25 protein-coding genes and 3 tRNA genes are annotated in these 24,012 nt (G+C 51.9%); 20 read left to right on the plus strand and 8 right to left on the minus strand.

The features are described from left to right. Positions 1-67 precede the first annotated feature (67 nt). The 5 genes from LZ24_RS03180 (at position 68) to LZ24_RS03200 (ending at position 4,956) form a co-directional block, all read left to right on the plus strand. Positions 68-970, plus strand: a complete 903-nt coding sequence (locus LZ24_RS03180; RefSeq protein ID WP_144682271.1) for a ParA family protein — start codon at positions 68-70, stop codon at positions 968-970. A gap of 212 nt (positions 971-1,182) precedes the next feature. Further along, positions 1,183-2,862 carry a DUF6880 family protein gene (locus LZ24_RS03185; RefSeq protein WP_144682274.1) on the plus strand — a complete coding sequence of 560 codons (1,680 nt, stop codon included), beginning with the start codon at positions 1,183-1,185 and terminating at the stop codon, positions 2,860-2,862. Positions 2,863-3,007: 145 nt separating this feature from the next. Beyond that, a complete protein-coding gene (locus tag LZ24_RS03190; RefSeq protein ID WP_144682276.1) occupies positions 3,008-3,682 on the plus strand; it encodes a YkgJ family cysteine cluster protein in 675 nt (224 codons plus the stop codon). Beyond that, positions 3,682-4,068, plus strand: coding sequence for a hypothetical protein (locus LZ24_RS03195; protein ID WP_144682278.1), 387 nt, complete (start codon positions 3,682-3,684; stop codon positions 4,066-4,068). The genes LZ24_RS03190 and LZ24_RS03195 overlap by 1 nt, the downstream gene beginning before the upstream one ends. Positions 4,069-4,119: 51 nt before the next feature. Then, positions 4,120-4,956 carry a 50S ribosomal protein L11 methyltransferase gene (locus LZ24_RS03200; protein WP_144682280.1) on the plus strand — a complete coding sequence of 279 codons (837 nt, stop codon included), beginning with the start codon at positions 4,120-4,122 and terminating at the stop codon, positions 4,954-4,956. Between the two features lie 206 nt (positions 4,957-5,162). Here LZ24_RS03200 and LZ24_RS03205 read toward each other — a convergent pair whose 3' ends face one another. After that, positions 5,163-5,948 carry a rubredoxin-like domain-containing protein gene (locus LZ24_RS03205; RefSeq protein ID WP_144682282.1) on the minus strand — a complete coding sequence of 262 codons (786 nt, stop codon included), beginning with the start codon at positions 5,946-5,948 and terminating at the stop codon, positions 5,163-5,165. A 46-nt stretch (positions 5,949-5,994) separates the two neighbouring features. On the opposite strand from LZ24_RS03205, the gene LZ24_RS17910 reads away from it, so the two are divergent. Then, complete coding sequence (locus LZ24_RS17910) at positions 5,995-6,126, plus strand: hypothetical protein (RefSeq protein ID WP_281282266.1); 132 nt, start codon at positions 5,995-5,997, stop codon at positions 6,124-6,126. Positions 6,127-6,176: 50 nt separating this feature from the next. On the opposite strand, the gene LZ24_RS03210 is transcribed toward LZ24_RS17910, so the two are convergent. Then, entirely contained in the window at positions 6,177-6,605 is a 429-nt protein-coding gene (locus LZ24_RS03210; protein WP_144682284.1) for a MarR family winged helix-turn-helix transcriptional regulator, read from the minus strand. A 79-nt stretch (positions 6,606-6,684) separates the two neighbouring features. Next, the gene (locus LZ24_RS03215) at positions 6,685-7,449 is read right to left on the minus strand and encodes an enoyl-CoA hydratase/isomerase family protein (RefSeq protein WP_144682286.1); all 765 of its coding nucleotides are present in this window, start codon (positions 7,447-7,449) and stop codon (positions 6,685-6,687) included. Between the two features lie 266 nt (positions 7,450-7,715). On the opposite strand from LZ24_RS03215, the gene LZ24_RS03220 reads away from it, so the two are divergent. From LZ24_RS03220 to LZ24_RS03245, 6 genes are all read left to right on the plus strand, one after another. Continuing rightward, entirely contained in the window at positions 7,716-8,078 is a 363-nt protein-coding gene (locus LZ24_RS03220; RefSeq protein WP_144682288.1) for a DnaJ family domain-containing protein, read from the plus strand. Positions 8,079-8,192: 114 nt separating this feature from the next. Continuing rightward, the gene (locus LZ24_RS03225) at positions 8,193-8,735 is read left to right on the plus strand and encodes an SHOCT domain-containing protein (protein ID WP_144682290.1); all 543 of its coding nucleotides are present in this window, start codon (positions 8,193-8,195) and stop codon (positions 8,733-8,735) included. A gap of 11 nt (positions 8,736-8,746) precedes the next feature. Then, on the plus strand, positions 8,747-9,691 hold the full coding sequence (locus LZ24_RS03230; RefSeq protein WP_144682292.1) for a D-alanine--D-alanine ligase family protein: 945 nt from the start codon (positions 8,747-8,749) through the stop codon (positions 9,689-9,691). A 91-nt stretch (positions 9,692-9,782) separates the two neighbouring features. Next, complete coding sequence (gene purD, locus LZ24_RS03235) at positions 9,783-11,549, plus strand: phosphoribosylamine--glycine ligase (protein WP_144682294.1); 1,767 nt, start codon at positions 9,783-9,785, stop codon at positions 11,547-11,549. Positions 11,550-11,580: 31 nt separating this feature from the next. Continuing rightward, entirely contained in the window at positions 11,581-12,210 is a 630-nt protein-coding gene (locus LZ24_RS03240; RefSeq protein WP_144682296.1) for an L-threonylcarbamoyladenylate synthase, read from the plus strand. A 41-nt stretch (positions 12,211-12,251) separates the two neighbouring features. Next, positions 12,252-12,338 (plus strand) — tRNA-Leu (locus LZ24_RS03245). A 457-nt stretch (positions 12,339-12,795) separates the two neighbouring features. Here LZ24_RS03245 and LZ24_RS03250 read toward each other — a convergent pair. The 4 genes from LZ24_RS03250 to yedE form a co-directional block, all read right to left on the minus strand. Beyond that, positions 12,796-13,644: an NAD(P)H-hydrate dehydratase gene (locus tag LZ24_RS03250; protein ID WP_144682298.1), complete on the minus strand. Its 849-nt coding sequence runs from the start codon at positions 13,642-13,644 to the stop codon at positions 12,796-12,798. Further along, positions 13,635-14,174: a DUF3343 domain-containing protein gene (locus LZ24_RS03255; RefSeq protein WP_144682300.1), complete on the minus strand. Its 540-nt coding sequence runs from the start codon at positions 14,172-14,174 to the stop codon at positions 13,635-13,637. The genes LZ24_RS03250 and LZ24_RS03255 overlap by 10 nt, the downstream gene beginning before the upstream one ends. A 78-nt stretch (positions 14,175-14,252) precedes the next feature. Beyond that, the gene (locus LZ24_RS03260; protein ID WP_144682302.1) at positions 14,253-14,474 is read right to left on the minus strand and encodes a sulfurtransferase TusA family protein; all 222 of its coding nucleotides are present in this window, start codon (positions 14,472-14,474) and stop codon (positions 14,253-14,255) included. Positions 14,475-14,630: 156 nt separating this feature from the next. Next, on the minus strand, positions 14,631-15,716 hold the full coding sequence (gene yedE / locus LZ24_RS03265; RefSeq protein WP_144682304.1) for a YedE family putative selenium transporter: 1,086 nt from the start codon (positions 15,714-15,716) through the stop codon (positions 14,631-14,633). 328 nt (positions 15,717-16,044) lie between these two features. Between yedE and LZ24_RS03270 the strand changes: the two genes are divergently transcribed. Both LZ24_RS03270 and LZ24_RS03275 read left to right on the plus strand, forming a co-directional pair. Next, the gene (locus LZ24_RS03270) at positions 16,045-16,236 is read left to right on the plus strand and encodes a hypothetical protein (protein ID WP_144682306.1); all 192 of its coding nucleotides are present in this window, start codon (positions 16,045-16,047) and stop codon (positions 16,234-16,236) included. 100 nt (positions 16,237-16,336) lie between these two features. Beyond that, the gene (locus tag LZ24_RS03275; protein WP_144682308.1) at positions 16,337-16,657 is read left to right on the plus strand and encodes a hypothetical protein; all 321 of its coding nucleotides are present in this window, start codon (positions 16,337-16,339) and stop codon (positions 16,655-16,657) included. A gap of 143 nt (positions 16,658-16,800) precedes the next feature. On the opposite strand, the gene LZ24_RS03280 is transcribed toward LZ24_RS03275, so the two are convergent. Then, positions 16,801-17,487, minus strand: coding sequence for an N-acetylmuramoyl-L-alanine amidase family protein (locus tag LZ24_RS03280; RefSeq protein ID WP_144682310.1), 687 nt, complete (start codon positions 17,485-17,487; stop codon positions 16,801-16,803). Between the two features lie 408 nt (positions 17,488-17,895). On the opposite strand from LZ24_RS03280, the gene tig reads away from it, so the two are divergent. From tig to LZ24_RS03310, 6 genes are all read left to right on the plus strand, one after another. Next, positions 17,896-19,242, plus strand: a complete 1,347-nt coding sequence (tig, locus tag LZ24_RS03285; RefSeq protein WP_144682312.1) for a trigger factor — start codon at positions 17,896-17,898, stop codon at positions 19,240-19,242. A 92-nt stretch (positions 19,243-19,334) separates the two neighbouring features. Beyond that, positions 19,335-19,952: an ATP-dependent Clp endopeptidase proteolytic subunit ClpP gene (gene clpP / locus LZ24_RS03290; protein ID WP_342779255.1), complete on the plus strand. Its 618-nt coding sequence runs from the start codon at positions 19,335-19,337 to the stop codon at positions 19,950-19,952. Next, positions 19,953-21,206, plus strand: a complete 1,254-nt coding sequence (gene clpX, locus LZ24_RS03295) for an ATP-dependent Clp protease ATP-binding subunit ClpX (RefSeq protein ID WP_144682314.1) — start codon at positions 19,953-19,955, stop codon at positions 21,204-21,206. A gap of 149 nt (positions 21,207-21,355) precedes the next feature. Next, positions 21,356-23,701, plus strand: a complete 2,346-nt coding sequence (gene lon, locus LZ24_RS03300) for an endopeptidase La (protein WP_144682316.1) — start codon at positions 21,356-21,358, stop codon at positions 23,699-23,701. 81 nt (positions 23,702-23,782) lie between these two features. Next, a tRNA-Val gene (locus LZ24_RS03305) sits at positions 23,783-23,858 on the plus strand. A gap of 6 nt (positions 23,859-23,864) precedes the next feature. After that, positions 23,865-23,941 (plus strand) — tRNA-Asp (locus tag LZ24_RS03310). Positions 23,942-24,012: the final 71 nt, after the last annotated feature.

Genomic DNA, 24,012 nt, shown 5'->3' on the forward strand with positions numbered 1-24,012 from the left:
ACAGCATTGGCAGTTCGAAATAAATTGTGCTGAATAATTACTGACGCAGAATACAAGGAAGCATCCAATGGCAAGAATGATTGGCATCTACAACAACAAGGGGGGCGTCGGCAAGACGACCCTGGCGCTCTTTCTTGCGGATTTTCTGTCGTCCGTCACCATAAAGGGGAAAAAATCAAGGGTGCTGGTGATTGATTTTGATCCCCAGGCGTCCTGCTGCAATGCCATACTTGGCCCGGAAAAGGTTGCTGGTCTCAGGGAGACGGGGAAAACCCTTCCCCACGCCCTGAAGGAAAGGGCAGAAGGAAAAAATGGCCCTGATCTTCTGGGGTATATTTTTACAAGAAAGGAAAATCTCCGTTCAAAAACCAAAAAAACACGGCTTGGCAATCTGGATGTCATTGTATCCGAGGCCGAGCTGGCTCTGGCCTTTGAAGAATCCGCATCCATGGAACATGTCGCGGACATGGCTTCATGGATCAAAACATCCCTTTCGGAACACTACGATTTCATCTTTATCGATCTGCCGGGGAGCCTCTCCAAAAGGAACGGTTTTTCTCTGATTGGTGCTTTTCTGGCGGATTATTTTCTTGTCCCCATAGAACCCAACAGAATGAACATCAATGCCATTCCCCTGACCCTTAAAATGCTCAACGACATCAGAGGATGGCGGGGAAACAAAAGGCCGTTCAGGCTTTTGGGTTTTGTTCTGAACAAGGCGGACAGAAGAACCCGGCAGTACAAACTCCATAAGGATGCGCTTGTGCATTATGCAGACGTGGCATCATGCAAAATCTATGACAATATCCTGCCCCCCACCCCCAAGCTTTCCAATGCAACGGATGATTCCATTCAGTTCATTACCCTCTCCGACCGCTATGATACCTATTATGCCCATGTGAAAAAACTGGTGCTGGAAGTCATTGACGATCTGGGTTTTTCGGTGAAGCCCAGACAGGAAAAATCCTGATTGTTTTGCCGTTAAAATACAAGTATGAAACCTGCATTTATTTCCGTTGAATGCAGCCCGAGGTTCTCATGGATTTTGCCTGGAAAAAAACAGAACCTGTGCTTTATTTCCATGGCAGAACGGCTGTCTGACTGAATGCATGAATTTTTCCCGACCAGTCAAAATGACCCTTTGTGGTATTATTCAGTACCACTGGAAGGAATGATCTTTTTATGAAGAATGTTCACCATGATTCCGGTAAAAAGGGAGCGCCTCCCCTCTCTGGTCTGAACATGAAGACCCTGGCTCTTTTTCTTGAGGATCTTGCGGACAGGGATGCCAGAATCCGTGAAAGGGTGGAAGCCCTTTATCTTTCTTCGGATGCATCGGCCTTGTCTGCCCATCTGAAAAAGCGACTGGACGGATTCTATGGTCTCCCTGAGACCCTCGGGTTCAGGGATCTCATGCCCCTGGCCCGGGATTTCAGGGCTTTTCTCTCTGATACGAAAATTCTGATGGCCCCGCTGGAAGCAGGTGTGGCCCTGGATCTTGTGGATCGTTTCCTTGATCTGGACAGCCTGCTGGAAGGTCTCGAAGAAAACGGCGGACCTCTTCAGCCGGTTTTTTCAGAAGCCTGTGACCTGTGGCTGGCCCTTGCTGCCCAAAGCGGGCTTGCCATGGACTGGGGCGAAAAAATTCTGAAACATTTTCTTAAAGACCGTTTTGGTGTCCGGGTCAATCTCATGCGCCATGCGGACAGGCTTCTCGGTCCGGAGCAGCTCACCCGCCTTGCGGACCAGATGCTTAAAGATGCCGGAGAAAAAGCCATGGATGCAGGCGGAGAATGGCAGAGATACCGCCTTTCCATGGGCTTACGTTACCTTTCCCAGGCACTTAGAAATCCGGACCTGATGGCACAGAGCGTTACCCTTGTGCAGACAGACCCCAGCCCCCGCCAGATCGGAGATATCGTGCAGGCCTATCTGGACTATGAAGGGCCGGAAGCCGCCCTTTCATGGCTGGCTGGCGACTGGGGAGAAAGGGAACTGGAAAGACTGGATCTGCTGGATCAGGTGTATGCTGCCATGGATGACGCTGAAATGCTTTTTCAGATCCGCAGGGAGCGCTATGCAGCCCAGCCTTCGGCGGATTATCTTCTCGCCCTGCTGGAAGTCTGTGATGCGGACGAGCGGGAAGGCTTTCTGGCCTCTGCACCGGAAACGGCCCGCTACACAAGCAGTCTTTATTCCGGGCTGAACCTTCTTCTTGCCATCGGTTCTGTAAGGGAAGCAGAAGCCCTGCTGGTGGAGCGGCTGGAAGCACTGACGGCCTATGATTATACGGCTGTCCTGCGCATACAGGAGAAGTTTGAATCCGCAGGCGCTGTGCTGGGTCGCATCCTGTGCTATCGCACCCTCATTGAGGGGATTCTGGATGAAGCCCGTTTCAGAGCCTATGGAAAGGCAGTGGCGTATTGCAGAATTCTGGAAGATCTGGAGGTGGCGGCCGTTTACCATGGGGGACTTCCGGGCCACTCGTCATATATGGATCTCCTGCGTCAGAGGTATGGAGACAAACAGGTTTTCTGGCAACGCCTGGATGGAAGGGATGAAAGCCCCGAAGCGGATGAGATTATCCCTGATGCCCATGATTTTGACAATGAAGCGGACCTTTCAGGCCATGATGGGGTCGGGGATGGAATGGATTTTTCTAAACCCGGCACCGATCCTGTGGCCAAAAAAACGGAGGCTTCTTTCTGGGGTGCTGGCAAGTCTGTCCACGGAGATTTTGGGGAAAAGGTTTCACGTGAAACATATGGGAAAAATATCCGGAAAAAGGTTCCACGTGGAACAACAGGGGGAGGAAAAGTACCAAAGGTTCCACGTGGAACATCCGGCGGCGTGCTGGGTTAGGTTTTTCCCACGCGGCATCCCATTCAAAGACTCAGCATGAAGATATGGGATCTTTGGTTGAAGCCCCCTGTTTTGGGTGCTATAGGAAGACGGCATGTAAAAAAAGACCAGCAGCCTGAACGGTTGCTTTTAAGGAAAGGATACCATGGATTTTTCACCATTTTTCAAACAGTATGAAGTGCTGGTTGCCTCTGCGGAAAAAGCGTTCAACCGCGTAAGGGAGATGCACCCCGAAGCCGTTCGCTGTACCACCCGCTGTGCAGACTGCTGCCATGCCCTTTTTGACCTCAGCCTTGTGGAAGCCATCTATATCAAACAACAGTTTGATGCCCGTTTTTCAGGGGCAGAAAAACACAGTATTATGGAGAGAGCAAACCGGGCAGACAGGAAAATTTACCGCATTAAAAAGGATGCTGCCAAGGCCCGCAATGAAGGGGTTTCTGAAGTTGAGCTTCTGGGTCGTATGTCCATGGAACGGGTACGCTGTCCCTTTCTCGGAGATGACGATATCTGCCAGCTTTATGATTACAGGCCCATCACCTGCAGGCTTTATGGTATCCCCACCTCCAGTGACGGTATCAGTCACAGTTGCGGAAAATCCGGCTTTGAACAGGGCAAACCCTATCCCACGGTGAATATGGATACCCTGCACGAAAAACTGTATCAGGTTTCCAGGGAAATGGTGGAAGCCATGGGTACACGCTACACCCGCATGGCGGAAATGCTGGTCCCCCTCTCCATGGCCCTTCTTACGGATTATAATGATGAATATCTGGGAATAACACCGGAAACTCCGGAAACAAAGGAGGAAACCCCCTGATGCAGGGTCCAAAACCAAAGGCCGAAGCCCCATTGTTTTCTCCCGAGGAAATCGCCACAAGAAAAAAAGCCATTTTCGATGCCATGGGAAAAAGGGGACAGCAGAAAATTCTGAAAGACGGTTATGATGAATGGGATCCCTTTGCAGAGCCCAAGGAGCCCATTGATATCCGCACCGAGGGCACGCGCAGAACAACCCATGACCTGATCCATGAGTTTCTGAAAACAAAGCCCCACGAGAGTATTTCAACCTCCTTTGGCAAGGCTGCCTACGAAATGGCACTGGGCATCGTTAATAATGATGACCGTGTCCGGGGCCTGTATGAATTCTCCCTCTGGTACAGGGATCTTCTTATCCGCGAGGGGAAAAATCCGGACTCCCTGTGATCGGATAAAAAACAGGGAGAACCCTCCATTGGCGGCAAAGGATGCTTCTGTATGAATCACATCAATTTAGCAGATCAGATGCTGCAGCGGATTCTGGATGCAGAAAAGGCATGGAGCCCTGCAGAGCTTTTGCGGCAGATGGCTGTGGAAACTGGTGCTTCCCGCCGCATGCTTCAGGATACCCTTGCCTCTCTGGTGGCAGCAGGAGACCTTGCCTATCTCGTCCGCCACGGTCAAACCTGTATCCAAAGGGGCTGGCACAAACCCCTTCCCGTTGGAAAGAAAACCCAGCTCCTTGCTCCGGGACTTTCATCCCTTCCCGGAAGGGAGTCTGTGATTCTGCTGCCGGGAGCCAGTTTTGGCGGGGGGGATCACCCCACAACAAGACTTTGTCTTGAAGCCATTGAGATCTGTGTCAAGGAGAATGGTACCATGCTGGACGTGGGGACAGGAACGGGAGTCCTTGCGATTGCTGCGGTGCGGCACGGTGCGAAAAAAGCACTGGCCGTGGACAATGATCCCCTGGCCGTCCATGAGGCAAAGGAGAATGTCCGCCTCAACGGGCTGGAAGATGCCGTACAGGTGGAAGAGGTCTGGCCGTTAGGATGCAGCTGGGATCTTGTGGCTGCCAATCTGAGGCCCCCTACCCTCATGGAGCTTGCAGAGGCACTGTCAGGCAGTCTTTCTTCCGGAGGCTTCCTTGTGCTTTCCGGGATGAGAAAGGAAGAAATGCCACTTCTCATCCAAACCTATGGGCGTTTGCTGGAAACCGTCTGCAGCAAAGAAGAAAAGGGCTGGGGCAGCCTGATATTCATAAAAACACAGGATCGCCCCAGGTCGCCCTTTCCAAAGGGGCTTGATTTGCCTTCTGGCTGGTGCTGTGTCTGATGCAGGCCATGGCCTCCGTCTTTGGGCTATCGCAAGACAGGCTTGATTTTATAAAGCCTTTTTTGGGGGCAGTTGACATAAAAAAATCCCTGCCACTTCCTTTTCAGGGTAAGGCAGGGATTTTTTTATCATGGAAAGATGAAGAGCTTTTCAGCAGGCACTTCGTTTGTTCGCTGCATATCCGTCAAAGGGTCATGCGGTGGCCATCAGCCCCGTTTGGCAAAAACCAGTTTACCACCCAGGTGTCCGGCAAGGCCCGCAGCTCCCAGGGCAATCAGGTGCAGGAGAATGAAGAAAAAACCACCCGCATCCGCACTGAAGCTTCTCCAGATCACAAGAACTGTAACACAGAAGGCCGTGATGGCAGCACAGAGAATCTTGGTTTTAAAAAGGGAGGTCATGGCAGATCTGTAACGATCCCGCCATTCCACAAAGCCCGTATACAGAACCAGAGGCAGGGCCAGAAAAACCATGGTCATATTCAGATAGGCCGCAATCTTAAAGGTCTGGGCATTGAAAAGGCTTCCAACAAGCACAAAAAATACGGCAATGGGAAGCACTCCATTGGGAATATGAACGGAAATGGGATGGGCATGGTGAACAAGGATCTGTTCATCCGCCCATTCCCTTGGATGGCTCTGGGGTGTGAATTTCTTTTTTTTCTCTCCCGAAAACGGGGGCGGATCATTCGGGTCTGCAGTATCTTCAGCAGCCTTGTCACCGGGCTCTTCCACGGGCTCAAAGGCGCTGCGGTCTGCACCGCATACCGGACAGGTTTCCGGTGGCCCTTCACCTTCATGGATATACCCGCAGACAACGCAGCGCCAGCGGGATGAAGCCCTTGCAGCTCCGGTTTCTTTTTCACCCGAAGACATTTCCCCGGCTTCCGCAGCTTCAAAAAGACTGCTGCCTGCCCCACAGGCAGGGCAGGATTCAGGGGGATACGGATCTTTTTGCTTGTAACCACAAACGGTACATGTCCATTCCTGCATATTTTCTCTCCTTTCATTCTGTTAAAAAGGACGGTCTTCCGATGCCATGGACGATACACCATCCAAAGGGCTTTGCAAAGCCCTGTGCTACATGATTCTGATGGATGTGAAGGTGGAAGGGGCAAGGGGGGAGACATGCGTGTTTTTCAGCATAAAAAGACTTTCTCCGGTTCCTTGAGAGATGCCGGAGAAAAAAGGCAAGGGATACATTTTACTTTTTGGTAATTTTCAGCGGATAGCCCCGTGGGTGTCCTGAAGACGTTTTAAAAAACCACGGAATACTTCCTGCTCTTCGGGTGAAAAATCGGCCAGAAAAGCCTGATGGGCTTCTTCAAAGCGCCGGTCAAGATCCAAAGCCTTTGTCCTGCCAAGATCCGTCAGAAAGAGAAGAATGGCCCGGCGGTCTTCGGGGCTGCGTTTACGTGTGACAAGCTTCATGCCCACCAGCCTGTCTATGATGCCTGATACCGTGGCGCTGTCCAGCTGGGTCTGCTCGCCGAGCTGCCGGGAGGTCTGCCCTTCTTCGCGCCCCAGAAGAATGAGAAGCATGGCCTGTACCGTGGTCACTTCAAGGTCTGCGATATAGTTCCCCCAGAAGCGATAGCCAGCCTGACTGTTTTTTGCCAGGAGAAATACAATGCAATCCTTGAGTTCCATCACCCGTCTTTCTGCAGTATGGATATAGGGTATCCGCAGCACCCTGGGGTGCAGCGGATACCGGGCTGAAGGATAAAAATTATCCTTCCATGGTTGCCTGAACAAACTCCAGCGTGGCTTTTACATTGGGATCAAAGAAGCCGTGGAGGGAAGCCCGCCAGTCAAGCTCATCCAGCTTGGTGCGGATACGCTGGGCGCTGTCGTACTTGAGGGTTTCCTTTAATGTGATGAAGGCACGTCCGGGATTGTCAATCCAGGAGCAGATAATTTCCTTGGCTCTGGGAATCAGCTGATCCGCCTCCAGCACCTCATCCACAATTCCCCTTTCAAGGGCTTTTTCAGGACTGATCATCTCACCAAAATACATGACATCCCGGAATTTTTTGTCCGTATCCAGACCAAAGCGCATCACCTCAAGTTCAGCGATGGTCAGGGCAAGGCCCAGTTTGATTTCGCTCATGCCAAGCTTCACCTTGGGATGGCTGGTTACAAGGCGGTAATCCGATGCCATGGCCATAATCATGCCCATGGCTGCGGTGTGACCGTTCATGGCGGAGATGACGGGTTTTTTGCAGACAAAGAAATTCAGAAGAAATTCTTCTTCAAATTCAAAGAAGTTTACCGCATCGGCATGATCTTTGAAGTTGATGAAGGTGGGCAGGTGGAATCCACTGGAAAAGAACTTGCCTTCTCCGGTGAGGATAATGCCCTTGATGCTGTCATCCGTATTGGCTTTATCCACGATCACAGCAATTTTTTCCATGGTTTCCCGGGTAATGGAATTGGTTTTTCCATGGCTCAGGGTGACAATAATGATGCCGTCTTCCAGGCTTTCCTTAATCATACACGCCTCCTTCACAAGGATAAATACAGTTAGAATCAAACCACTCTCAGAAAGGCTTGCATACTAATCAAAGGGGGCTGGACTGTCAACAATCCGGAAACCACAGCCCTGCCCCCACCGGAGCCTTTCTGCCCTTTTCCCATGGAGATACGAGGTCATTGGAACAGAGCCCTTGCCAAGGGACCTGTGATTTTATAAGGTAGAAAGCTGTTCAGGGATGGCCTGCGCTGCCTCCTGAAAACACCTTTTCAGCAGGATGTGCCACCATGCTTTTTGGAAAGATCGCCGAAGAAAAAATTAAAGAAGCCCAGCAAAAGGGGGCCTTCAACAACCTTGAAGGGGCAGGCAGACCCCTGCCGGAAGAAAACATGGCTATCCCGGAAGACCTGCGCATGGCCTACCGCATGCTGAAAACCGCGGATTGTCTGCCACCGGAACTGGAAATGCGCAAAGAAATCCACTCCACCGCAGAGTTGTTGACAGCAACGCCGGATCTTGCGGAAAAACAAAAAATTCTCACCCGCCTCAATGTTCTTATACGAAAAGCCAACATGAGCCAGCCGACACGTCCGGACAGGGAAATACCGGAGTATTATCTGCCCGCACTTGTGGAACGCATGGAAAAATAACAGCTCAACTTAAAAAAGCAGACGGAATCTATGTTCTTCAGACGAAAGAAAAAGGAAGAAAAAGCAAAGGCAGCTCCCAGATCAAAAAGGCCTCCGAGGCCCAGGCGAGAACCTTTGCCCACGGAAGGAATTGCCAGCAGTATTTTCATGGCTTACGGCATTGTTCTTCTCAATGTGATGCTTGTAGCCGTCATCGGCCTTCTTGTTCTTTTTTTCCGGGGCATTGTCCATTACATGACCTGGATTTTCATTGCAGGCATCCTTGCGGTCTTTGGTACGGGTTACTATTTTCTCCGGCGCATGCAGGCAGAAAAAAGATCCCTTAAGGAGATGCTGGCCCTGCCGGAATTTTCCGGCAGAAATGTGGAAATCAGTCTGCTGGGTGGCTTTGCGGCCCTGCGCATGGGAGAAAAGGAAAAAAATCCCAATGCCATGCTCCAGCTGGAATCCTCTGAGGGTATCAGAGTCCGGGAGCTGACCGAGCTTGGCCGCATGTATGAAAACGAGCTGATCAGCCGTGAAGAATATGAAATTGCCAAAAAAGAGATTTTCCGGCATACGGATCACAGGGCCCTGCCCGGATCCACAGGCGCAGATGTCAGAGAAGATTCTGATATTGTGGATGTTTTTCCTTCAAAGCCGGAAAATGGAAGGTAATTATCCGTATTATGAAAAAGCTTAACCTTGCCCTTATTACCGGCGGCTCCTCCAACGAAAGGGAGGTTGCCCTTGCAGGGGCAGCAGCCGTGGAAGCCGTCCTTGATCCCGAAGTTTACAGCATCAACCGTTATGATGCGGCAACGGATATCGCCCGCATTGTTCAGGATAAGGAAAAAATCGACTTTGCCTTCCTTGTCGTACACGGTGAGAACGGTGAAGACGGCAGGCTGCAGGGCCTCCTTGATCTTCTCCACATCCCCTATCAGGGGTCAGGTGTTCTCGGCAGCGCCATGGCCTGCAACAAGCCTGCGGCCAAACAGGCCTTTGTGTGCAGCGGCCTGACAACCCCCTCCTGGATGACCTTTGATGGTTTCAGCCCGGAAATTGAGGCGGAACTTATCCGGAAAATCGGGCTTCCCATGGTGATCAAGCCCGCCCATGGCGGCTCCAGTCTCGGCATGAGTATTGTCCACAATAAAGAGGATATCCAAAAAGCCTGTGAGCTCTGCCTTTCCTGCGGTTCTTCCGGCATTGCGGAACCCTGTATCCGGGGACGGGAGGTGACCTGTGCCGTATGGGGCAATGACCCCGTAGAAGCCCTGCCCGTCATAGAAATCCGTCCGGGCAGGGAGTTTCAGTTTTTTGACTACACAGCCAAGTACACCCCCGGCGCAACGGAAGAAATCTGCCCGGCCCCCATTTCAGAAGCCCTGACCCGCAAGGTGCAGGAGGCCGCCATCCTTGCCCACAAAAGCCTTTACTGTGAAGGCTACAGCCGTTCGGATTTCATTCTTGGGGATGAAGAGCTTTTTATTCTTGAAACCAATACCCTGCCCGGCATGACAAAAACCAGCCTGCTTCCTCTGGCTGCAAAAACAGCTGGCATTTCCTTTGCAAAATTGATTGACGAACTGATCCGCTTACGGTTAAAAAAAAGCCCGTTACAGCTTTAGGGAATCCAAATAAAAACAGGCCAGCTCTCCGGCTCTGGTGAAAACCAGAGCTTTTTTATACTAAAAAACAGATGCTACCCAAGGAGTCACCATGAATATACTTGTCATTGGAAGCGGCGGAAGGGAACATGCCCTTGTCTGGAAAATCAGCCAGAGTTCCAGAGCAAAAAAAATCTTCTGTGCACCGGGTAATCCCGGTATAGCTGCCATGGCCCAGTGCGTGGACATCCCGGCAGATGCCATTGAGGAACTTAAAACCTTTGCCCTCTCCAATGCCATCGACCTTACGGTTGTGGGCCCCGAAGTCCCCCTGGCCGCAGGCATTGTGGATCTCTTTGAGGCTTCCGGCCTTAGGGTTTTCGGCCCTTCGGCAAAGGCGGCGGAACTGGAAGCTTCCAAGGCCTTTGCCAAAGATATCATGGTCCGCTACGGCATTCCCACGGCAAAGGGACAGAGTTTTAAGGATGCAGATCAGGCACTGGCTTTTGCCCAAAGCCTCAAGGGTCAGGTTGTGGTCAAGGCCGACGGCCTTGCGGCGGGTAAAGGGGTTGTGGTCTGCTTTGCCATGGAGGAAGCGGAAAAAGCCATACAGAGCATGCTGGGAGACAAGGCCTTTGGTGAAGCCGGTGCCACCATCCTTGTGGAAGAAAGACTGGAGGGCGAGGAGGCTTCCATCATCGCCCTCACCGACGGAAAAACCATCCTCACCCTGCCCTCCTCCCAGGATCATAAAGCGGTTTATGACGGTGATAAAGGCCCCAATACCGGCGGTATGGGAGCCTACTCCCCTGCCCCTGTGGTGGATTTTTTCATGCAGAATAAAATCGCAAAGGAAGTGCTGGAACCCGCTGTCAGGGCCATGGCAGCCGAAGGCCGGCCCTTTAAAGGGGTACTCTATGCGGGAATGATGATCCACAGGGATCAGATCCGGGTACTGGAGTTCAATGCCCGTTTCGGTGATCCTGAAACCCAGCCCCTGATGCTGCGCATACAGTCTGACATTGTGGAATTAATGGAAGCCGTGGTGGAAGAACGTCTGCACACCTGTTCCCTGAAGGTGGACCCAAGGGCTGCCGTATGTGTTGTCATGGCAGCAGGCGGATATCCCGGCAGCTATGGAAAGGGCGAAAGCATTTCCGGCCTGAACGAGGCCGCCTCCCTTCCGGACACCATGGTTTTCCATGCGGGCACGACCACGGATAAGGATGCCATCGTATCGTCGGGCGGAAGGGTTCTTGGGGTCAGTGCCCTTGGGGACAGTGTGCAGCAGGCCACTGTCAATGCCTACAAAGCTGTCTCCTGCATTTCATTCAATCATTGCCATTACAGAAAGGATATAGCCATGAAAGCCATTGAAAAACAGGACCGTGCGCCCAGAGTGGGTATTGTCATGGGCAGCGATTCTGACCTTCCCGTCATGATGGAAGTGGTCAGTGTACTCAAAAAATTTGATGTTCCCTATGAAATGACCATCGCTTCCGCCCACAGAACACCGGAAAAGGCCGCCCTTTTTGCCTCTTCCGCAAGGGGCAAGGGCATGGGTGTGATCATTGCCGGTGCGGGCCATGCCGCCCATCTGGCAGGTGCCATGGCCGCAGGCACCACCCTGCCCATCATCGGTGTACCCATTGATTCTTCCGCCCTTCAGGGGCTGGATGCCCTTCTCTCCACGGTTCAGATGCCCCCCGGAGTGCCTGTGGCCACGGTGGCCATCGGCAAACCCGGTGCCTACAATGCGGGCATTCTTGCCGTACAGATGCTGGCCATTGCCGATGCGGAGCTGGCCGCAAAACTGACGGAATACAAAAAGGAAATGGCAGACAAAGTAGAAGCAAAGGCAAAGGCCCTTGTTTCCTGATACGCCATGGTCCCAGCACAGAATATTTTCCATGGCTTCTTCTTCTGAGGACGCAGAAGTGGTGGAAAGGGCCGGTCTCTGCATCCGCAAAGGAGGTCTGGTTATTTTCCCCACCTTCTGCCTCTACGGTATGGGTGTGGATGCCATGAATCCGGAAGCCATTGAAAGGGTTTTTGCGGCCAAGGGCAGACCGGAAAGCAATCCTCTGCTCATACTGGTGAAAGACAGGGAAGCCGCCCTGAGCCATGTGCAAGCGGTTTCCGAAGAAGCCCGGCTGCTGATGGATGTCTTCTGGCCGGGTCGCCTCACCCTTGTTTTCAGGGCAAAGGATCATCTGCCGGAAAGTCTGACAGCAGGCACGGGTAAAATTGGTATCCGCGTGCCGGAACATCCCGTGGCAGCGGCCCTTGTCCGGGCTGCAGGCGGTCCCATCACAGGAACCAGTGCCAATCTGTCCGGCAGACCGGGCAGTTCATCCGTAAAAGATCTGGCTCCGGAACTGCTCTCACTTGCCGACTGTGTTCTGGATGCAGGTCTCCTTCATGGCGGTAAAGGTTCAACTGTGGTGGACACCACATTCTCCCCTCCCCGCATTTTGAGGGAAGGTGCGGTTTCTGCCGCAGCCATTCAGGAGGCCCTCTTGTGGAAAACAGCAAAGTGATTGACAAAAACAGGGCTTTGCACTAAAAAAGCAACGCAGATGCCGGAGTGGTGGAATTGGTAGACGCAGCGGACTCAAAATCCGCCGGGCTTATGCCCTTGAGAGTTCGAGTCTCTCCTCCGGTACCATTTGAAATCCCTAAAGATCCTGAAGGCCAGAAACAGGCTTTCAGGATCTTTTTTTGTAATTATTCAGCACCTTTTTTTATGCATGATTATGCTCTAATTTCAAAGCATTGGTTCCAGCAAAAGACAATCGGGCTGTTTGTGAGTGACATTGCAATCGTTTCGGATCAGAGCTTTGCAGACCTGTGCGAAAGAAGCGGCAAACTGTCTGAGCCGCCACAAAGGCAGCGTGCTTAAGCCTGCTATGGTAATCAAAAAACTTATCCTGCCTGTGGCGGCGAGTTTTGCCGCTTCCGCACAGGGCAAGAAGCTCCCGAATAAGATTGCGTCACGAACAAATGGTCCGGTTGCCTATGCACCTGATTAATTGTGTTGAACAGTTACCTTTTTTTATGGCTCTCAGATGGTACACTCGCAAAAAACTCTTTTTCAGAATTTGGGTATCAATAATATCAGCCTGTTATAATCCTGCCAGCGCCTGCGGAATGGCCCGGACAATTTCTGCCACCTGGGTTGCGGGTGTGGGCCTTGTCAGCATGCCTGCATGACGGTTGGCAAGGGCTGCCATGTGGCAGGCCTTTTCCATGTCCATGCCGGAGGCAATGAGGGCGGAGGCCATTCCCGTGATGGTATCTCCCGTGCCGCCCATGGCTTCCATCACTTCGCAGCCGGGGCTGTCTATGCGCCAGTGAATTTTTTCTCCTGAGGCAAACATGTCAACAGATCCCTTCACCAGCAGGCGGGCGGCGGCATTGTCGTGGGCATAGGCCCTTTCGATGAGTTCCGGTACGCTCTGATCCCGATGGAGAATAAAGCCTCTGGTGTAAAAGGGGTGGGGGGCCTTTTCATCGGCAAGGAAGGCCAGCTCGCCCACATCCGGAGTGAAAAGATCATAGGATGCGGCATAACCGCTCATTTTTGCCGCATACATGAATCCTGCATCCGCAATGCGCACAGGCGGCAGGGAAAGGGCGTCCAGAGCCATGAGGATGCGGTTGTGCCAGTCCACGTCGGGCTGGAGATAGTGAAAGGTGAGGGTGGTCTCTGCAAAGCTCCGGGCGTTCTCCACGATGTGCTGATAGACAAGGCGGCTGCCACTACCCCGGCCCGTATCTCCGGCCAGAATCACGTGGGGAGGCTGGTTTCCCGCAACTTCCGCCGTTTTGATGGCCGCAGCCACAAGGGCCGGTGTGCCCCTGAGAACGGGGATGAGGTGGCCTTCCACCTTCAGGCTGTCGCCCTCAAGGCAGGCCGGTCCTGTAACCAGTGGGAAATCCAGATCCGGTACGGTTCCTGCAATCACAAGCATTGGCGTTTGATCTCCTCATAGGCAAGCTGCAGGGCATATCCGCAGAGGGTATGCCCGATTTCCCTTGGCTGGGGGGCTTCTTCCAGAATTTTTCCCGTGAGCTGGTCTGCCAGAAAGGGAACATCGGGGCAACCCCCGCCGGAAATATTGACTATCATGCGGCTTTTTTTCTCTATGGTGATTTTCATGTTGGCGGCCCGGACCATGAGGTATTCCCCGAAATCCTTGGTGTGGAAAAGATCCACCGGGGAAAGGAGGGGGCCGGTTACGGGCACCACATCCACGGGATGCACCTTGGCACTTTTCAGGGTTTCCAGAATACGCATCTGCTCCATGAGGGGAAACTCCACCACAAGGTCGCAGCCCCTCTGGATTTCCGGTGGTGGTCCCATGACTTTAATGGTCCAGCCTTCGGCCTTGAGCAGGTTTTCCGCCCGAATCACATCGGAGGTGTGGTCAAAGAGAAGCATGCCCCGGTCTGCCCGGGAGGCCTTTGCTTTTTTTCTGCCGAAGAGTTTTTTGAAAAACATGGACTTTCCTTGAAGATGGCAGCAGGTGGGTAATTTTTAAAAACACCCGCCGAAAGAATTTTCAGCGGGTGGTCTTTTTCAGGATTTTTTTACCAGATGCAGGGTGTAATCTCCATCTTTTTCATCCACGGATGCCAGCTGCCATCCTTTGGATTCGGCGGCTCTGGCCACGTTTTCCCTGGCGGCTTCCGTATCCACCAGCACACTGAGTTTTCCCCCCTGCACCGAGGGCAGGGTTTTCAGGGTATCCAGTACGGGCTGGGGGCAGGAAAGGCCCCGTTCATCAAGAATTTCTGTCATGGAAAATCTCCTTTATGGATCAGCCGGATACCGGCCGTGAAAGTTTTTTGGAAAAGCCTCTTTTTTTCTCCCCTCTCCCTCCCGGTGGTGGCTGAGGCTCGTAAAGCCAGAGGGGCCGGGAGTGAGGGGGAAGGCCCTGGAAGGGGCTTTTTTGCCTCAGGCCTGCTTCCGCATACCGAAGAACCCGATCCCAAGGCAGACCACAAGGCCGATGACAAGGCCCGTGATGCCGTTGGCACCGATGCCCGCAGGGGAGCTGGCCATGGCAAAATTGTGGGCAAAGGCAGCCCCCACAATCATGCCCACCACAAAGATGGCCGCATCTCCGTCTCCCTCTCCGGAAAGAAAAAGCTGGCGGCCGGGGCAGCCCCCTGCAAGGACAAAGGCGAGGCCTGCCAGCACCATTCCCATGAAATTCCATATGCCCATGCTGTGGGCTACGGGCTGTCCTTCAAATCCCGGTTTGAACTGCCCGAAGGCAAGGTTGGCCAGAAAGGCCACAGCCACAAGGGCAATGAGACCGGAGAAGAGATGTATCTGTTTAAAGAGGATGAGATCCCGCAGGGCACCCATGGTGCAGAAACGGCTTCGCTGGGCAAGGCCACCCACAAGAAGGCCGATGGCAAGGGCGATGAAAAGGGGGGCATACATGGAGCCAGGGCCACTTAGGCTGTAAAAGAGTACGCCACTTTTTCCTTCTCCTGCAACCGGCGGATTCATAAAGGCCAGAACCAGAAGCCCTGCCATGATAAGGGGCATGGCCAAGCCCACAAACTTCGGTGCTTTTCTGGCAGGCCCCAGATTGTAGCCGCCCTTCAGGAAAAGGGTGCCGATGAAAACACCGCCCGCAAGCCCCAGAAGTCCGAAGATGGCGTTCCAGTCCCCACCGGCCAGCCGGAGCAGGGCCCGCCATGGGCAGCCGAGGAAGATCAGGGCGCCGATCATGGCAAAAAAGCCAAGGGCAAAGCGGATGACGGGTGCGGATCCCGTGCGGGGCCGGAAGTCTCTGGCCAGAAGGGCCGCCACAAGGGAGCCCAGCACAAAGCCCATGATCTCAGGGCGCATGTACTGCACCACTTCCGCCCTGTGCAGACCTAAAGCCCCTGCGATGTCCCTTTCAAAGCAGGCCACACAGATACCCATGTTGGGCGGGTTTCCCATTTTCTGCAGCAGTGCCGCCAGAAGACCGATGAGGGCACCTACGCCAATGATGCCCCATCGGGTGGAAAAATAGTTTTTCATCTCTCTTTCTTCTCCTATTATTCAGGTAATATGGATGATGTCACCGCAGGTCTTTGGAAAATAGCGGTGAAAACGTAAATTATGAGGCCAGTTTTCTGAACGTCTCCGTTCTCCGGAGTGTGGCCCCGTTTCCTGCTGGCCGGGGCCAAGATTTTTTGTATGAAAACCTGCATGGCTGATAGATATAGGCAATGAGGCCGGCGAGGATCAAATCGTTCCTTTCGATGGGCATTGGTTTTGGGATAGATTTTTTCTATTTTCGTGCAGGCGTGAAATTTTTGTACAAAATTTGTATGGTGTTTGTTCTTTTTATGGTGGGGCTTTTGTTGTGCTTGAAGGAAGTGGCTGGGATGTTAAAAAAATAAAAGGCAGGGGGGCTGGTTTTTTTTTATTGTTTTTTATATCAATTGTTTATTTTTGGCGTTGCGTTTTTTTGGCTGGCTTGTCTGAAGTTTTTTCCGGGCGTGGCATTGAAAATGCTTTTGAAGGCGGGGTGTTTGTTCGGGAGTCCTGTGTGTGATCCTGAACAGAAGCACGGCAAGGGGAGAACCCCGATACCTCCGCAGGCCGCCAGAGGCGGATGAGCGGTACAACCCATGTTTTATAAGGAGTCTACAATCATGTTTTCCCTCACCTTTCGCAGTCCGGATTATGACATCAGTGCCATTCAGCCCGTATTTACAGGTCAGAACAAAGAACAGAAGACAGAGCTTCGCAAGTGGGCCGATGAAGTGGCTGCCTTTTCCGAGCGCATGGACAGCCTTTCGGCCAAGTCCAAAGTTCTCTCGGAGCTTTTTGCGGAAGCTTCTCTGCCTTCCCTTCCCAATGGCGGTATCCGGCAGTTGAAAAAGGAGCTTTTTGCCATCCATGATCTCATGAGCCAGGCCCTTGTGATTGCAGGACGCATTGAAAATGACCTGATCCAGCCCCGTCTCCACTGATCCTCACCTTATTTTAATAAAAAAGACCGGTTATGTTCTTTTGAGAACCTAGCCGGTTTTTTGTTTGGACCAAACCTACTGCCAGACTGTTTTTACTGTAAGTACAGGCTGTTCATTGTTTTTGAAAAAAAGGGGTTGGATTCTTACTCAGCGTCCATGGAGTCAGTAAATCTGCCAATACCATCTGCAATGGCAGCTGCCAGGGTATTCTGGTTATTGGGGTCTGCCAGCCAGAGGGCATCCCGGGGGGAACGAAGATTGCCGATTTCCAAAAGAACCGAGGGCATGGTCAGGGGTTTTAAGAGGAAAAGATCTGCTGTCTGAACCTTTATTCTTTGGGGAAGATTCCTTTTTTCCATGGCCCTTGCAAGGCTGTGGGCAAGTTTTGTGCTTTGCTCTGTATGGGGGATATGGCCCTCATCCCAGATACCGGAATCCCTGCTCTGGATGGTATGGGACGGGAGGTGAAAAATCCTTATGGTACCGGATATCTGCGGAGGAGAGCCTTCGGTGTGCAGGCTGATAAACAGGTCTGCTTTTCCCCTGTTGGCTGCGGATGTGCGCTGCACTGGATCCGGGTTGTGGTCGCCCTCCCGGGTGAGAAGAACCCTGCTGCTGTCCTTCAGATTCTCTGATATTTTTTTTGCCAGTAGAAAGCTGATATTTTTTTCCATGCTGCCGTCCGGTCCCTTAACGCCAGTGTCATTGCCGCCATGCCCGGGGTCCAGCATGACTATGGCTTTTCTCTCCTGAAAACCATTTGCCGGGCTAAGGTTGGCGAAGGTACAGGTCAGAATAAGGAATAAAAAAAAAGCATATTTGATTCGCATGTTTGTATGTCCGGCAGCTGCCTTGATCCGTCGTTGGTTTTTTCTTGACACATATAGGCGGCATGATTAAATTTGAAAGATTGCTTCGTGTTTTGTTCTATGGAACTGATACGGGCAGAGTATCCTTAACTAAAGGAGATACTTTAAAGGAAAAGCCTGGATTCCGTCAAGCAACGAACGGATACCCTGTAGCCCCCGTTATAGATTAAAGGTGGCTGCTGTAAGGTAAAAGTCACTAGAAACAATAAATGATTTGGGTATTTTCTTTTTTTTTATGTTAAAGGCATTCCCGGTACTTATGGGTCTGTCTGTCCAGGCAGGTTCTGATAATTTGAAAAGAATGTAAGTTTGGTTCGCTTACCATAGACCCCCATGGGCTTTTAGGGTTTTTACGAAGAAAGGATCATCATGCAAGTTACGGTAGAAGATCTTAGCACGGTCAAAAAGGCCCTGCACATAGAGATCCCGGGTGAAGCAGTGGCAAAGGCAGTGGATGCCGCATATCAGGATCTGAAAAAAACCGTGAAGATCAAAGGTTTTCGTCCCGGAAAAACTCCCCGTTCCGTTCTGGAGCGCATTTATAAAAAGGATGTTCACGCAGATGTCTCCCAGAAGCTGATTCAGGATGCCTTTGTGGATGCAATCCGGAAGGAGAACCTGAACTTTATCGGAACACCGGACATGGATCTGCCGGATCTGGAGGCCTTTGATGAGAAGGGTCCCCTGAAGGTGGGAATTACCGTTGAGGTTCGTCCGGAGATCGGTGAAATTGATTTTAAGGGTATCCCCGTTAAAAAGACCCTGCATGTCTTTAGTGAAGATGACGTGGATGCGCAGATTCAGATGCTGCGCAGAAATCTTGCCAAAAAGGTTCCCATTGCAGAGGAAAGACCTGCACAGTCCGGAGATTTTATTCTGATGGACTATGAAGGCCTTGTGGAAGGTCAGCCCTTTGACGGTACCCCCAGAACGGAAAACCATGCCTATCTGATTGGCCGCAACACCCTTTCCCCTGCCTTTGATGAAAATCTTGAGGGCATGAATATCGGGGAAACCAGAGCCTTTGACGTTGCCTATGATGATCAGTACGTGAATAAGGCCTTTGCTGGCAAGACCATTTCCTTTACGGTGACCCTGAAGGCCATCCACGAGGAGATTCTTCCGGAACTGGACGGGGATTTTGCAAAAAATTTCGGAGACTTTGAAAGTGTTGAGGATATCCGGGAAAAAATCCGTGACAATCTTCAGCAGGGCTATGCCAAGCGCATTGAGCAGGAGATGAACGAGCAGATTTTTTCTGCCCTCATCGAAAAAACCAGTTTTGAGGTGCCCGATGTCATGGTAAACTATGAACTCGAAGGTATTCTGGAAGAGGCGGAACGAGCATTTTCCGCCAATGGGGTTACCTTTGAACAACTGGGACAGACCAGAGAAATGCTGGCTGAAGAATATCGTGGGCTTGCAGAGAAGCAGGTACGCCGCCATCTGATTCTGGGAGCCATCATTCAGCAGGAAAAGCTGGGGCTGGATGGTGATGAGATGGTTGAAGGCTTTGAAGAACTGGCAAGAAATTTCAACCAGCCCGTAGACCTGATCAAGGGGTTCTATGAGAGTAACCCTGAAAAGCTTGAATTTTTCAAGCACACGATGCTTGAAAAAAAGGCGATTCAGCTTATTTTGGATAACAGTTTGATTGAGGAGGTCTCTCCGGATGCCGCTGAAGATGCGGAAGGTACGGAAGACCAGACTGCCTGAAGCCTGATGCGTTGCCTGTGTGGGAGGATTTTTCCTTCCGGACCGTAAATGCAGATGTCGGGCCCAACAAGGAGAAAAAAGGGAGGTTCGTCGTGCCGCTGATTCCCATGGTTGTGGAACAAAGCAGCAGAGGCGAGAGAGCATACGATATTTATTCGCGGCTTCTCAAGGATCGTATTATTTTTCTTGGTTCCGCAGTAAATGACGAGATTGCCAATCTCATTGTGGCCCAGTTGCTGTTTCTGGAGTCCGAAGATCCTGAAAAGGAAATTAATTTTTACATCAACTCTCCCGGAGGCGTGGTAACGGCCGGTATGGCCATTTATGACACCATGCAGTACATCAAGCCGGATGTGGTGACCGTATGTATCGGTCAGGCCGCCAGCATGGGAGCCCTGCTCCTGGCTGCAGGAGCCGATGGCAAGCGTTATGCCCTGCCCCATTCCCGTATCATGATTCATCAACCCCTGGGCGGTGCCCAGGGCCAGGCATCGGATATTCAGATTCAGGCCCGGGAAATATTAAGGATTAAAGATACCCTGAATCATATCCTTGCAAGACATACCAAGCGGGATCTGGCATCCATAGAAACGGATACGGATCGGGATCACTTTATGAGTGGCGAGGAAGCAAAAGCCTACGGTATTGTCGATCATGTGGTGGCAAGCCGGGATGACCTTGCGGCCACTATTGAGAAAACGGAGGGCTAAATGACGGATAACGGCGATACCGAAGACAAGCTTCACTGCTCGTTCTGCGGCAAGAGCCAGAAGGATGTCCGGAAGCTCATCGCAGGCCCTGCTGTCTATATCTGTGACGAATGTATCCAGCTTTGCAGTGAGATCATTGAGGAGGAAGGAGACAAGTCTCCGGAGGCCCCTGAGCATCTGCTGACGCCCAAGGAAGTGAAAAAGAAGCTGGATGATTACGTGATAGAGCAGGATGCGGCCAAAAAAACCCTGGCGGTTGCGGTAAGAAATCATTACCGGAGGCTGGAATCTGCGGCCGGTCTGGATGTCCATGATGATGTGGAAATTCAGAAAAGTAACATCCTTCTCATTGGTCCCACGGGCAGCGGCAAAACCCTTCTGGCCCAGACCCTTGCCCGTTTTCTGGATGTCCCCTTTACCATAGCGGACGCCACCACCCTTACGGAAGCCGGTTATGTGGGAGAAGATGTGGAAAATATCATCCTCTCCCTTTTGCAGAATGCCGACTATGATGTGGAGCGGGCCCAGCGGGGTATTGTCTATATTGATGAAATTGACAAAATTGCATCCCGGGGCGACAATCCTTCCATCACCCGTGACGTGTCCGGGGAAGGGGTGCAGCAGGCTCTCCTTAAGATTATCGAGGGAACCACAGCCAGTGTTCCGCCCAAGGGCGGACGCAAGCATCCGCAGCAGGATTTTGTGAAGGTGGATACCTCCAAGATTCTTTTTATCTGCGGTGGAACCTTTACGGGGCTGGACAAGATTGTGCAGCGCAGGATCGGTCAGAAGGCCATGGGTTTTGGGGCCAAGGTAACAAAGCCCGGTGATAAATCTGCCTCTGAGCTGCTTCACATGGCAGAGGCAGGGGATCTTGTGAAATTTGGTCTGATTCCGGAATTTCTTGGACGCCTACCTGTAATTGCCATCCTGGAGGAACTGAAGGAAGACGCTTTGGTAAAAATTCTGAAGGAGCCGAAAAATGCGCTGGTCAAGCAGTTCCAGAAGCTTTTTGCCTTTGAGGGTGTGAGCCTGCGCTTTACGGACGGTGCCCTGGAGGCCATAGCCAAAGAAGCGGTGCGAAGAAAATCCGGCGCAAGGGGCCTGAGGGCCATTCTTGAAAATATCATGCTGGATATCATGTACGAGATTCCATCTCTGGAAAACGTCAAGGAATGTGTAATCAGTGAAGAAGTGGTGCTGAACAAGGAAGAACCCATTCTTTTGTATGCGCAGTCCAGGCAGCAGGCATAGATTCGATTCGTACCAGTAAAGGGTTTAGGGTCGCGGGGCTTTTTTTAAGACTGCGGCCTGAACCCTTTTTTTAATATCTGTTTGCTCAAATTATTTATATTCCGGGAAAGTTTATTTTTTTCGGATATATCCAATCCGAGGATAACACTATGGCGGTATTGACGCTTCCCCTGATTCCCTTGCGGGATATGGTTCTTTTTCCCCACATGGTTGCGCCCCTTTTTGTCGGGCGTAAAAAATCCATCCGAGCCCTTTCTGCCGCCATGAATGGTGACCGGCGGGTTTTTCTTATCGCCCAGACCGAGGCCGATGTGGATGATCCGGAAGAAAAGGATCTTGCTGAAATAGGTTGTGTGGGCCGGGTGTTGCAGCTTCTTAAACTGCCCGACGGAACGGTGAAAGCCCTTGTGGAAGGGGAGGGCCGGGCCCGTATGCTTGCCTGTGATGAAGACAGGGAGGATTACGGCCGTGCCGATGTGGAGCTTTTCACGGAAACGGGTGTGCAGCCATCCGAGGCCCAGGCCCTTATGCGGGCGGTGATGGAAAGTTACCGGGAATATGCAAATCTGAACAGAAAAACCTCTTCAGAAACCCTGGATGCCATTGCGGCAATTCAGGATCCTGTCCATTTTACGGATGCGGTGTCTGCCCAGTTTTCTTTTAAGATTGTCGATAAGCAGCAGCTCCTTGAAACGGAAGATCTTGCGGAAAGAATGCTGCTTCTGGTGAATCTGATCCGTACAGAAACGGAAATTTTCTCCATGGACCAGAAGATCCGCACCCGGGTGAAGCGGCAGATGGAAAAGAATCAGCGGCATTATTACCTGAATGAGCAGATCCGGGCCATACGCAAGGAAATGGGAGATGCCGAAGATACCCTTGAGGAAATAGAGGGGCTGGAAAGAAGGCTTGAGGAAAAACAGCCTCCGGAAGAAGCCATTGTCAGGGTCCGGTCGGAAATCCGCAAGCTGAAAATGATGCCCCCCATGTCGGCGGAAGCGACGGTGGTGCGCAATTATGTGGACTGGATTCTGTCTCTGCCATGGAATGAGATCTCTGAGCTTTCTTCGGATCTTGATGCGGCGGAAGATGTGCTGGATGAAGATCACTATGGTCTGGAAAAGCCCAAGGAGCGCATTCTGGAATATCTGGCCGTACAGACACTGGTGCAGAAGATCAAGGGACCCATCCTTTGTCTGGTAGGCCCTCCGGGTGTGGGCAAGACCTCTCTGGCCAGAAGTGTGGCCAGGGCCACAGGCCGTAAATATGTGCGTCTTTCTTTGGGGGGAGTCCGGGATGAGGCGGAAATACGGGGGCACAGGCGTACCTATATCGGTGCCATGCCGGGCAAGATTATTCAGAGCCTCAAAAAAGTGGGCACCAGAAATCCGGTTTTCTGTCTCGATGAGGTGGATAAGATGAGCATGGATTTCAGGGGAGACCCCTCGGCAGCCCTTCTGGAAGTGCTGGATCCGGAGCAGAATGCCACCTTCAGTGATCACTATCTGGATCTGGATTATGATCTTTCGGAAATTCTCTTTATCACCACGGCCAATACCCTGCACAATATTCCTTTGCCCCTGCAGGACCGTATGGAGATCATACGTATTCCCGGCTACACGGAGATAGAAAAGTACAATATTGCCATGGAGCATCTGATTCCCAAGCAGATTGAGCAGCATGGTCTGGTCCTTTCCCAGATACATTTTACCAGAAATGCCCTTTATCATATCATCCGCTACCATACCCGGGAGGCGGGGGTAAGGAATCTGGAAAGGCAGCTGGCGGCTGTCTGCCGTAAGGTGGCAAGGGATCTGGTCCGGGAGCGGGGAAAAGCGCCTTTTTCCATTGATGTGGCTGCGGTGCGTAAATATCTGGGGGTGGATCAGTACCGTTTCGGCTCTGTGGAAAAGGAACATTTTGTGGGAACGGTTACCGGTCTGGCCTGGACCCAGGTGGGCGGAGAGCTTCTTACCATTGAGACGGTACTCATGCCGGGCAAGGGGGAGGTTACCGTAACGGGTAAGCTTGGGGATGTGATGAAGGAGTCCGCAAGAGCGGCGGTGAGCTATGTACGGTTTAAGAGTGAAGCCCTTGGCATTGACCCGGATTTCTACAAGGAAAAGGATCTGCATATTCATTTTCCCGAAGGCGCCATTCCCAAGGATGGTCCCAGTGCAGGCATTGCCATCTGCACGGCACTGGTTTCTTCCCTTACGGGTCGGCCAGTGGACAGAAACGTGGCCATGACCGGAGAAATCACTTTGCGGGGCAGGGCGCTGCCCATCGGAGGTTTGAGGGAGAAGGTGCTGGCCGCCCACAGGGGGGGGATTGACCGGGTTCTTTATCCTGCGGAGAATGAAAAGGATATCAAGGAGATACCTTCGTCCGTCCTGAAGAAGGTCCGTATGATAGCGGTCAGCCATATGGACGAGGTGCTGGAGCAGGCCCTTCTTCCGGCAGAGCAGCAGAAAAAAAGTAAGAAGAAAAAATAAAAACGTGTTTTTTTGCTTGACGGGAAAAACGCATGCTGGTAGATAGATCTCGCTTTTGTGACGGAAAGATTGTCGCAAAACGGGCGAATAGCTCAGCTGGGAGAGCAACGGCCTTACAAGCCGTAGGTCACAGGTTCGATCCCTGTTTCGCCCACCACCTCAAGGGGGTGTAGTTCAGTTGGTTAGAACGCCGGCCTGTCACGCCGGAGGTCGCGGGTTCGAGTCCCGTCGCTCCCGCCAACAAAAAAATAAGGACTTACGGGTTGATCCTGTAGGTCCTTTTTTTTGTTGTTGGAATCATTTTTTGATCC

The sequence above is a fragment of the Desulfobotulus alkaliphilus genome, assembly GCF_007830435.1.
Classification (GTDB): Bacteria; Desulfobacterota; Desulfobacteria; order Desulfobacterales; family ASO4-4; genus Desulfobotulus; species Desulfobotulus alkaliphilus.

What these genes read in the sequence shown, in the direction of transcription:
- yedE (WP_144682304.1), bottom strand. Translation starts at nt 15,716, where the DNA reads ATGAAAAACTATTTTTCCACCCGATGGGGCATCATTGGCGTAGGTGCC.
- LZ24_RS03200 (WP_144682280.1), top strand. Translation starts at nt 4,120, where the DNA reads ATGAATCACATCAATTTAGCAGATCAGATGCTGCAGCGGATTCTGGAT.
- LZ24_RS03280 (WP_144682310.1), bottom strand. Translation starts at nt 17,487, where the DNA reads ATGCGAATCAAATATGCTTTTTTTTTATTCCTTATTCTGACCTGTACC.
- purD (WP_144682294.1), top strand. Translation starts at nt 9,783, where the DNA reads ATGAATATACTTGTCATTGGAAGCGGCGGAAGGGAACATGCCCTTGTC.
- LZ24_RS03205 (WP_144682282.1), bottom strand. Translation starts at nt 5,948, where the DNA reads ATGCAGGAATGGACATGTACCGTTTGTGGTTACAAGCAAAAAGATCCG.
- LZ24_RS03220 (WP_144682288.1), top strand. Translation starts at nt 7,716, where the DNA reads ATGCTTTTTGGAAAGATCGCCGAAGAAAAAATTAAAGAAGCCCAGCAA.
- LZ24_RS03260 (WP_144682302.1), bottom strand. Translation starts at nt 14,474, where the DNA reads ATGACAGAAATTCTTGATGAACGGGGCCTTTCCTGCCCCCAGCCCGTA.
- LZ24_RS03210 (WP_144682284.1), bottom strand. Translation starts at nt 6,605, where the DNA reads ATGGAACTCAAGGATTGCATTGTATTTCTCCTGGCAAAAAACAGTCAG.
- LZ24_RS03230 (WP_144682292.1), top strand. Translation starts at nt 8,747, where the DNA reads ATGAAAAAGCTTAACCTTGCCCTTATTACCGGCGGCTCCTCCAACGAA.
- LZ24_RS03250 (WP_144682298.1), bottom strand. Translation starts at nt 13,644, where the DNA reads ATGCTTGTGATTGCAGGAACCGTACCGGATCTGGATTTCCCACTGGTT.
- tig (WP_144682312.1), top strand. Translation starts at nt 17,896, where the DNA reads ATGCAAGTTACGGTAGAAGATCTTAGCACGGTCAAAAAGGCCCTGCAC.
- LZ24_RS03215 (WP_144682286.1), bottom strand. Translation starts at nt 7,449, where the DNA reads ATGATTAAGGAAAGCCTGGAAGACGGCATCATTATTGTCACCCTGAGC.
- LZ24_RS03180 (WP_144682271.1), top strand. Translation starts at nt 68, where the DNA reads ATGGCAAGAATGATTGGCATCTACAACAACAAGGGGGGCGTCGGCAAG.
- LZ24_RS17910 (WP_281282266.1), top strand. Translation starts at nt 5,995, where the DNA reads ATGGACGATACACCATCCAAAGGGCTTTGCAAAGCCCTGTGCTACATG.
- LZ24_RS03195 (WP_144682278.1), top strand. Translation starts at nt 3,682, where the DNA reads ATGCAGGGTCCAAAACCAAAGGCCGAAGCCCCATTGTTTTCTCCCGAG.
- LZ24_RS03275 (WP_144682308.1), top strand. Translation starts at nt 16,337, where the DNA reads ATGTTTTCCCTCACCTTTCGCAGTCCGGATTATGACATCAGTGCCATT.
- LZ24_RS03190 (WP_144682276.1), top strand. Translation starts at nt 3,008, where the DNA reads ATGGATTTTTCACCATTTTTCAAACAGTATGAAGTGCTGGTTGCCTCT.
- LZ24_RS03255 (WP_144682300.1), bottom strand. Translation starts at nt 14,174, where the DNA reads ATGTTTTTCAAAAAACTCTTCGGCAGAAAAAAAGCAAAGGCCTCCCGG.
- lon (WP_144682316.1), top strand. Translation starts at nt 21,356, where the DNA reads ATGGCGGTATTGACGCTTCCCCTGATTCCCTTGCGGGATATGGTTCTT.
- clpX (WP_144682314.1), top strand. Translation starts at nt 19,953, where the DNA reads ATGACGGATAACGGCGATACCGAAGACAAGCTTCACTGCTCGTTCTGC.
- LZ24_RS03240 (WP_144682296.1), top strand. Translation starts at nt 11,581, where the DNA reads ATGGCTTCTTCTTCTGAGGACGCAGAAGTGGTGGAAAGGGCCGGTCTC.
- LZ24_RS03185 (WP_144682274.1), top strand. Translation starts at nt 1,183, where the DNA reads ATGAAGAATGTTCACCATGATTCCGGTAAAAAGGGAGCGCCTCCCCTC.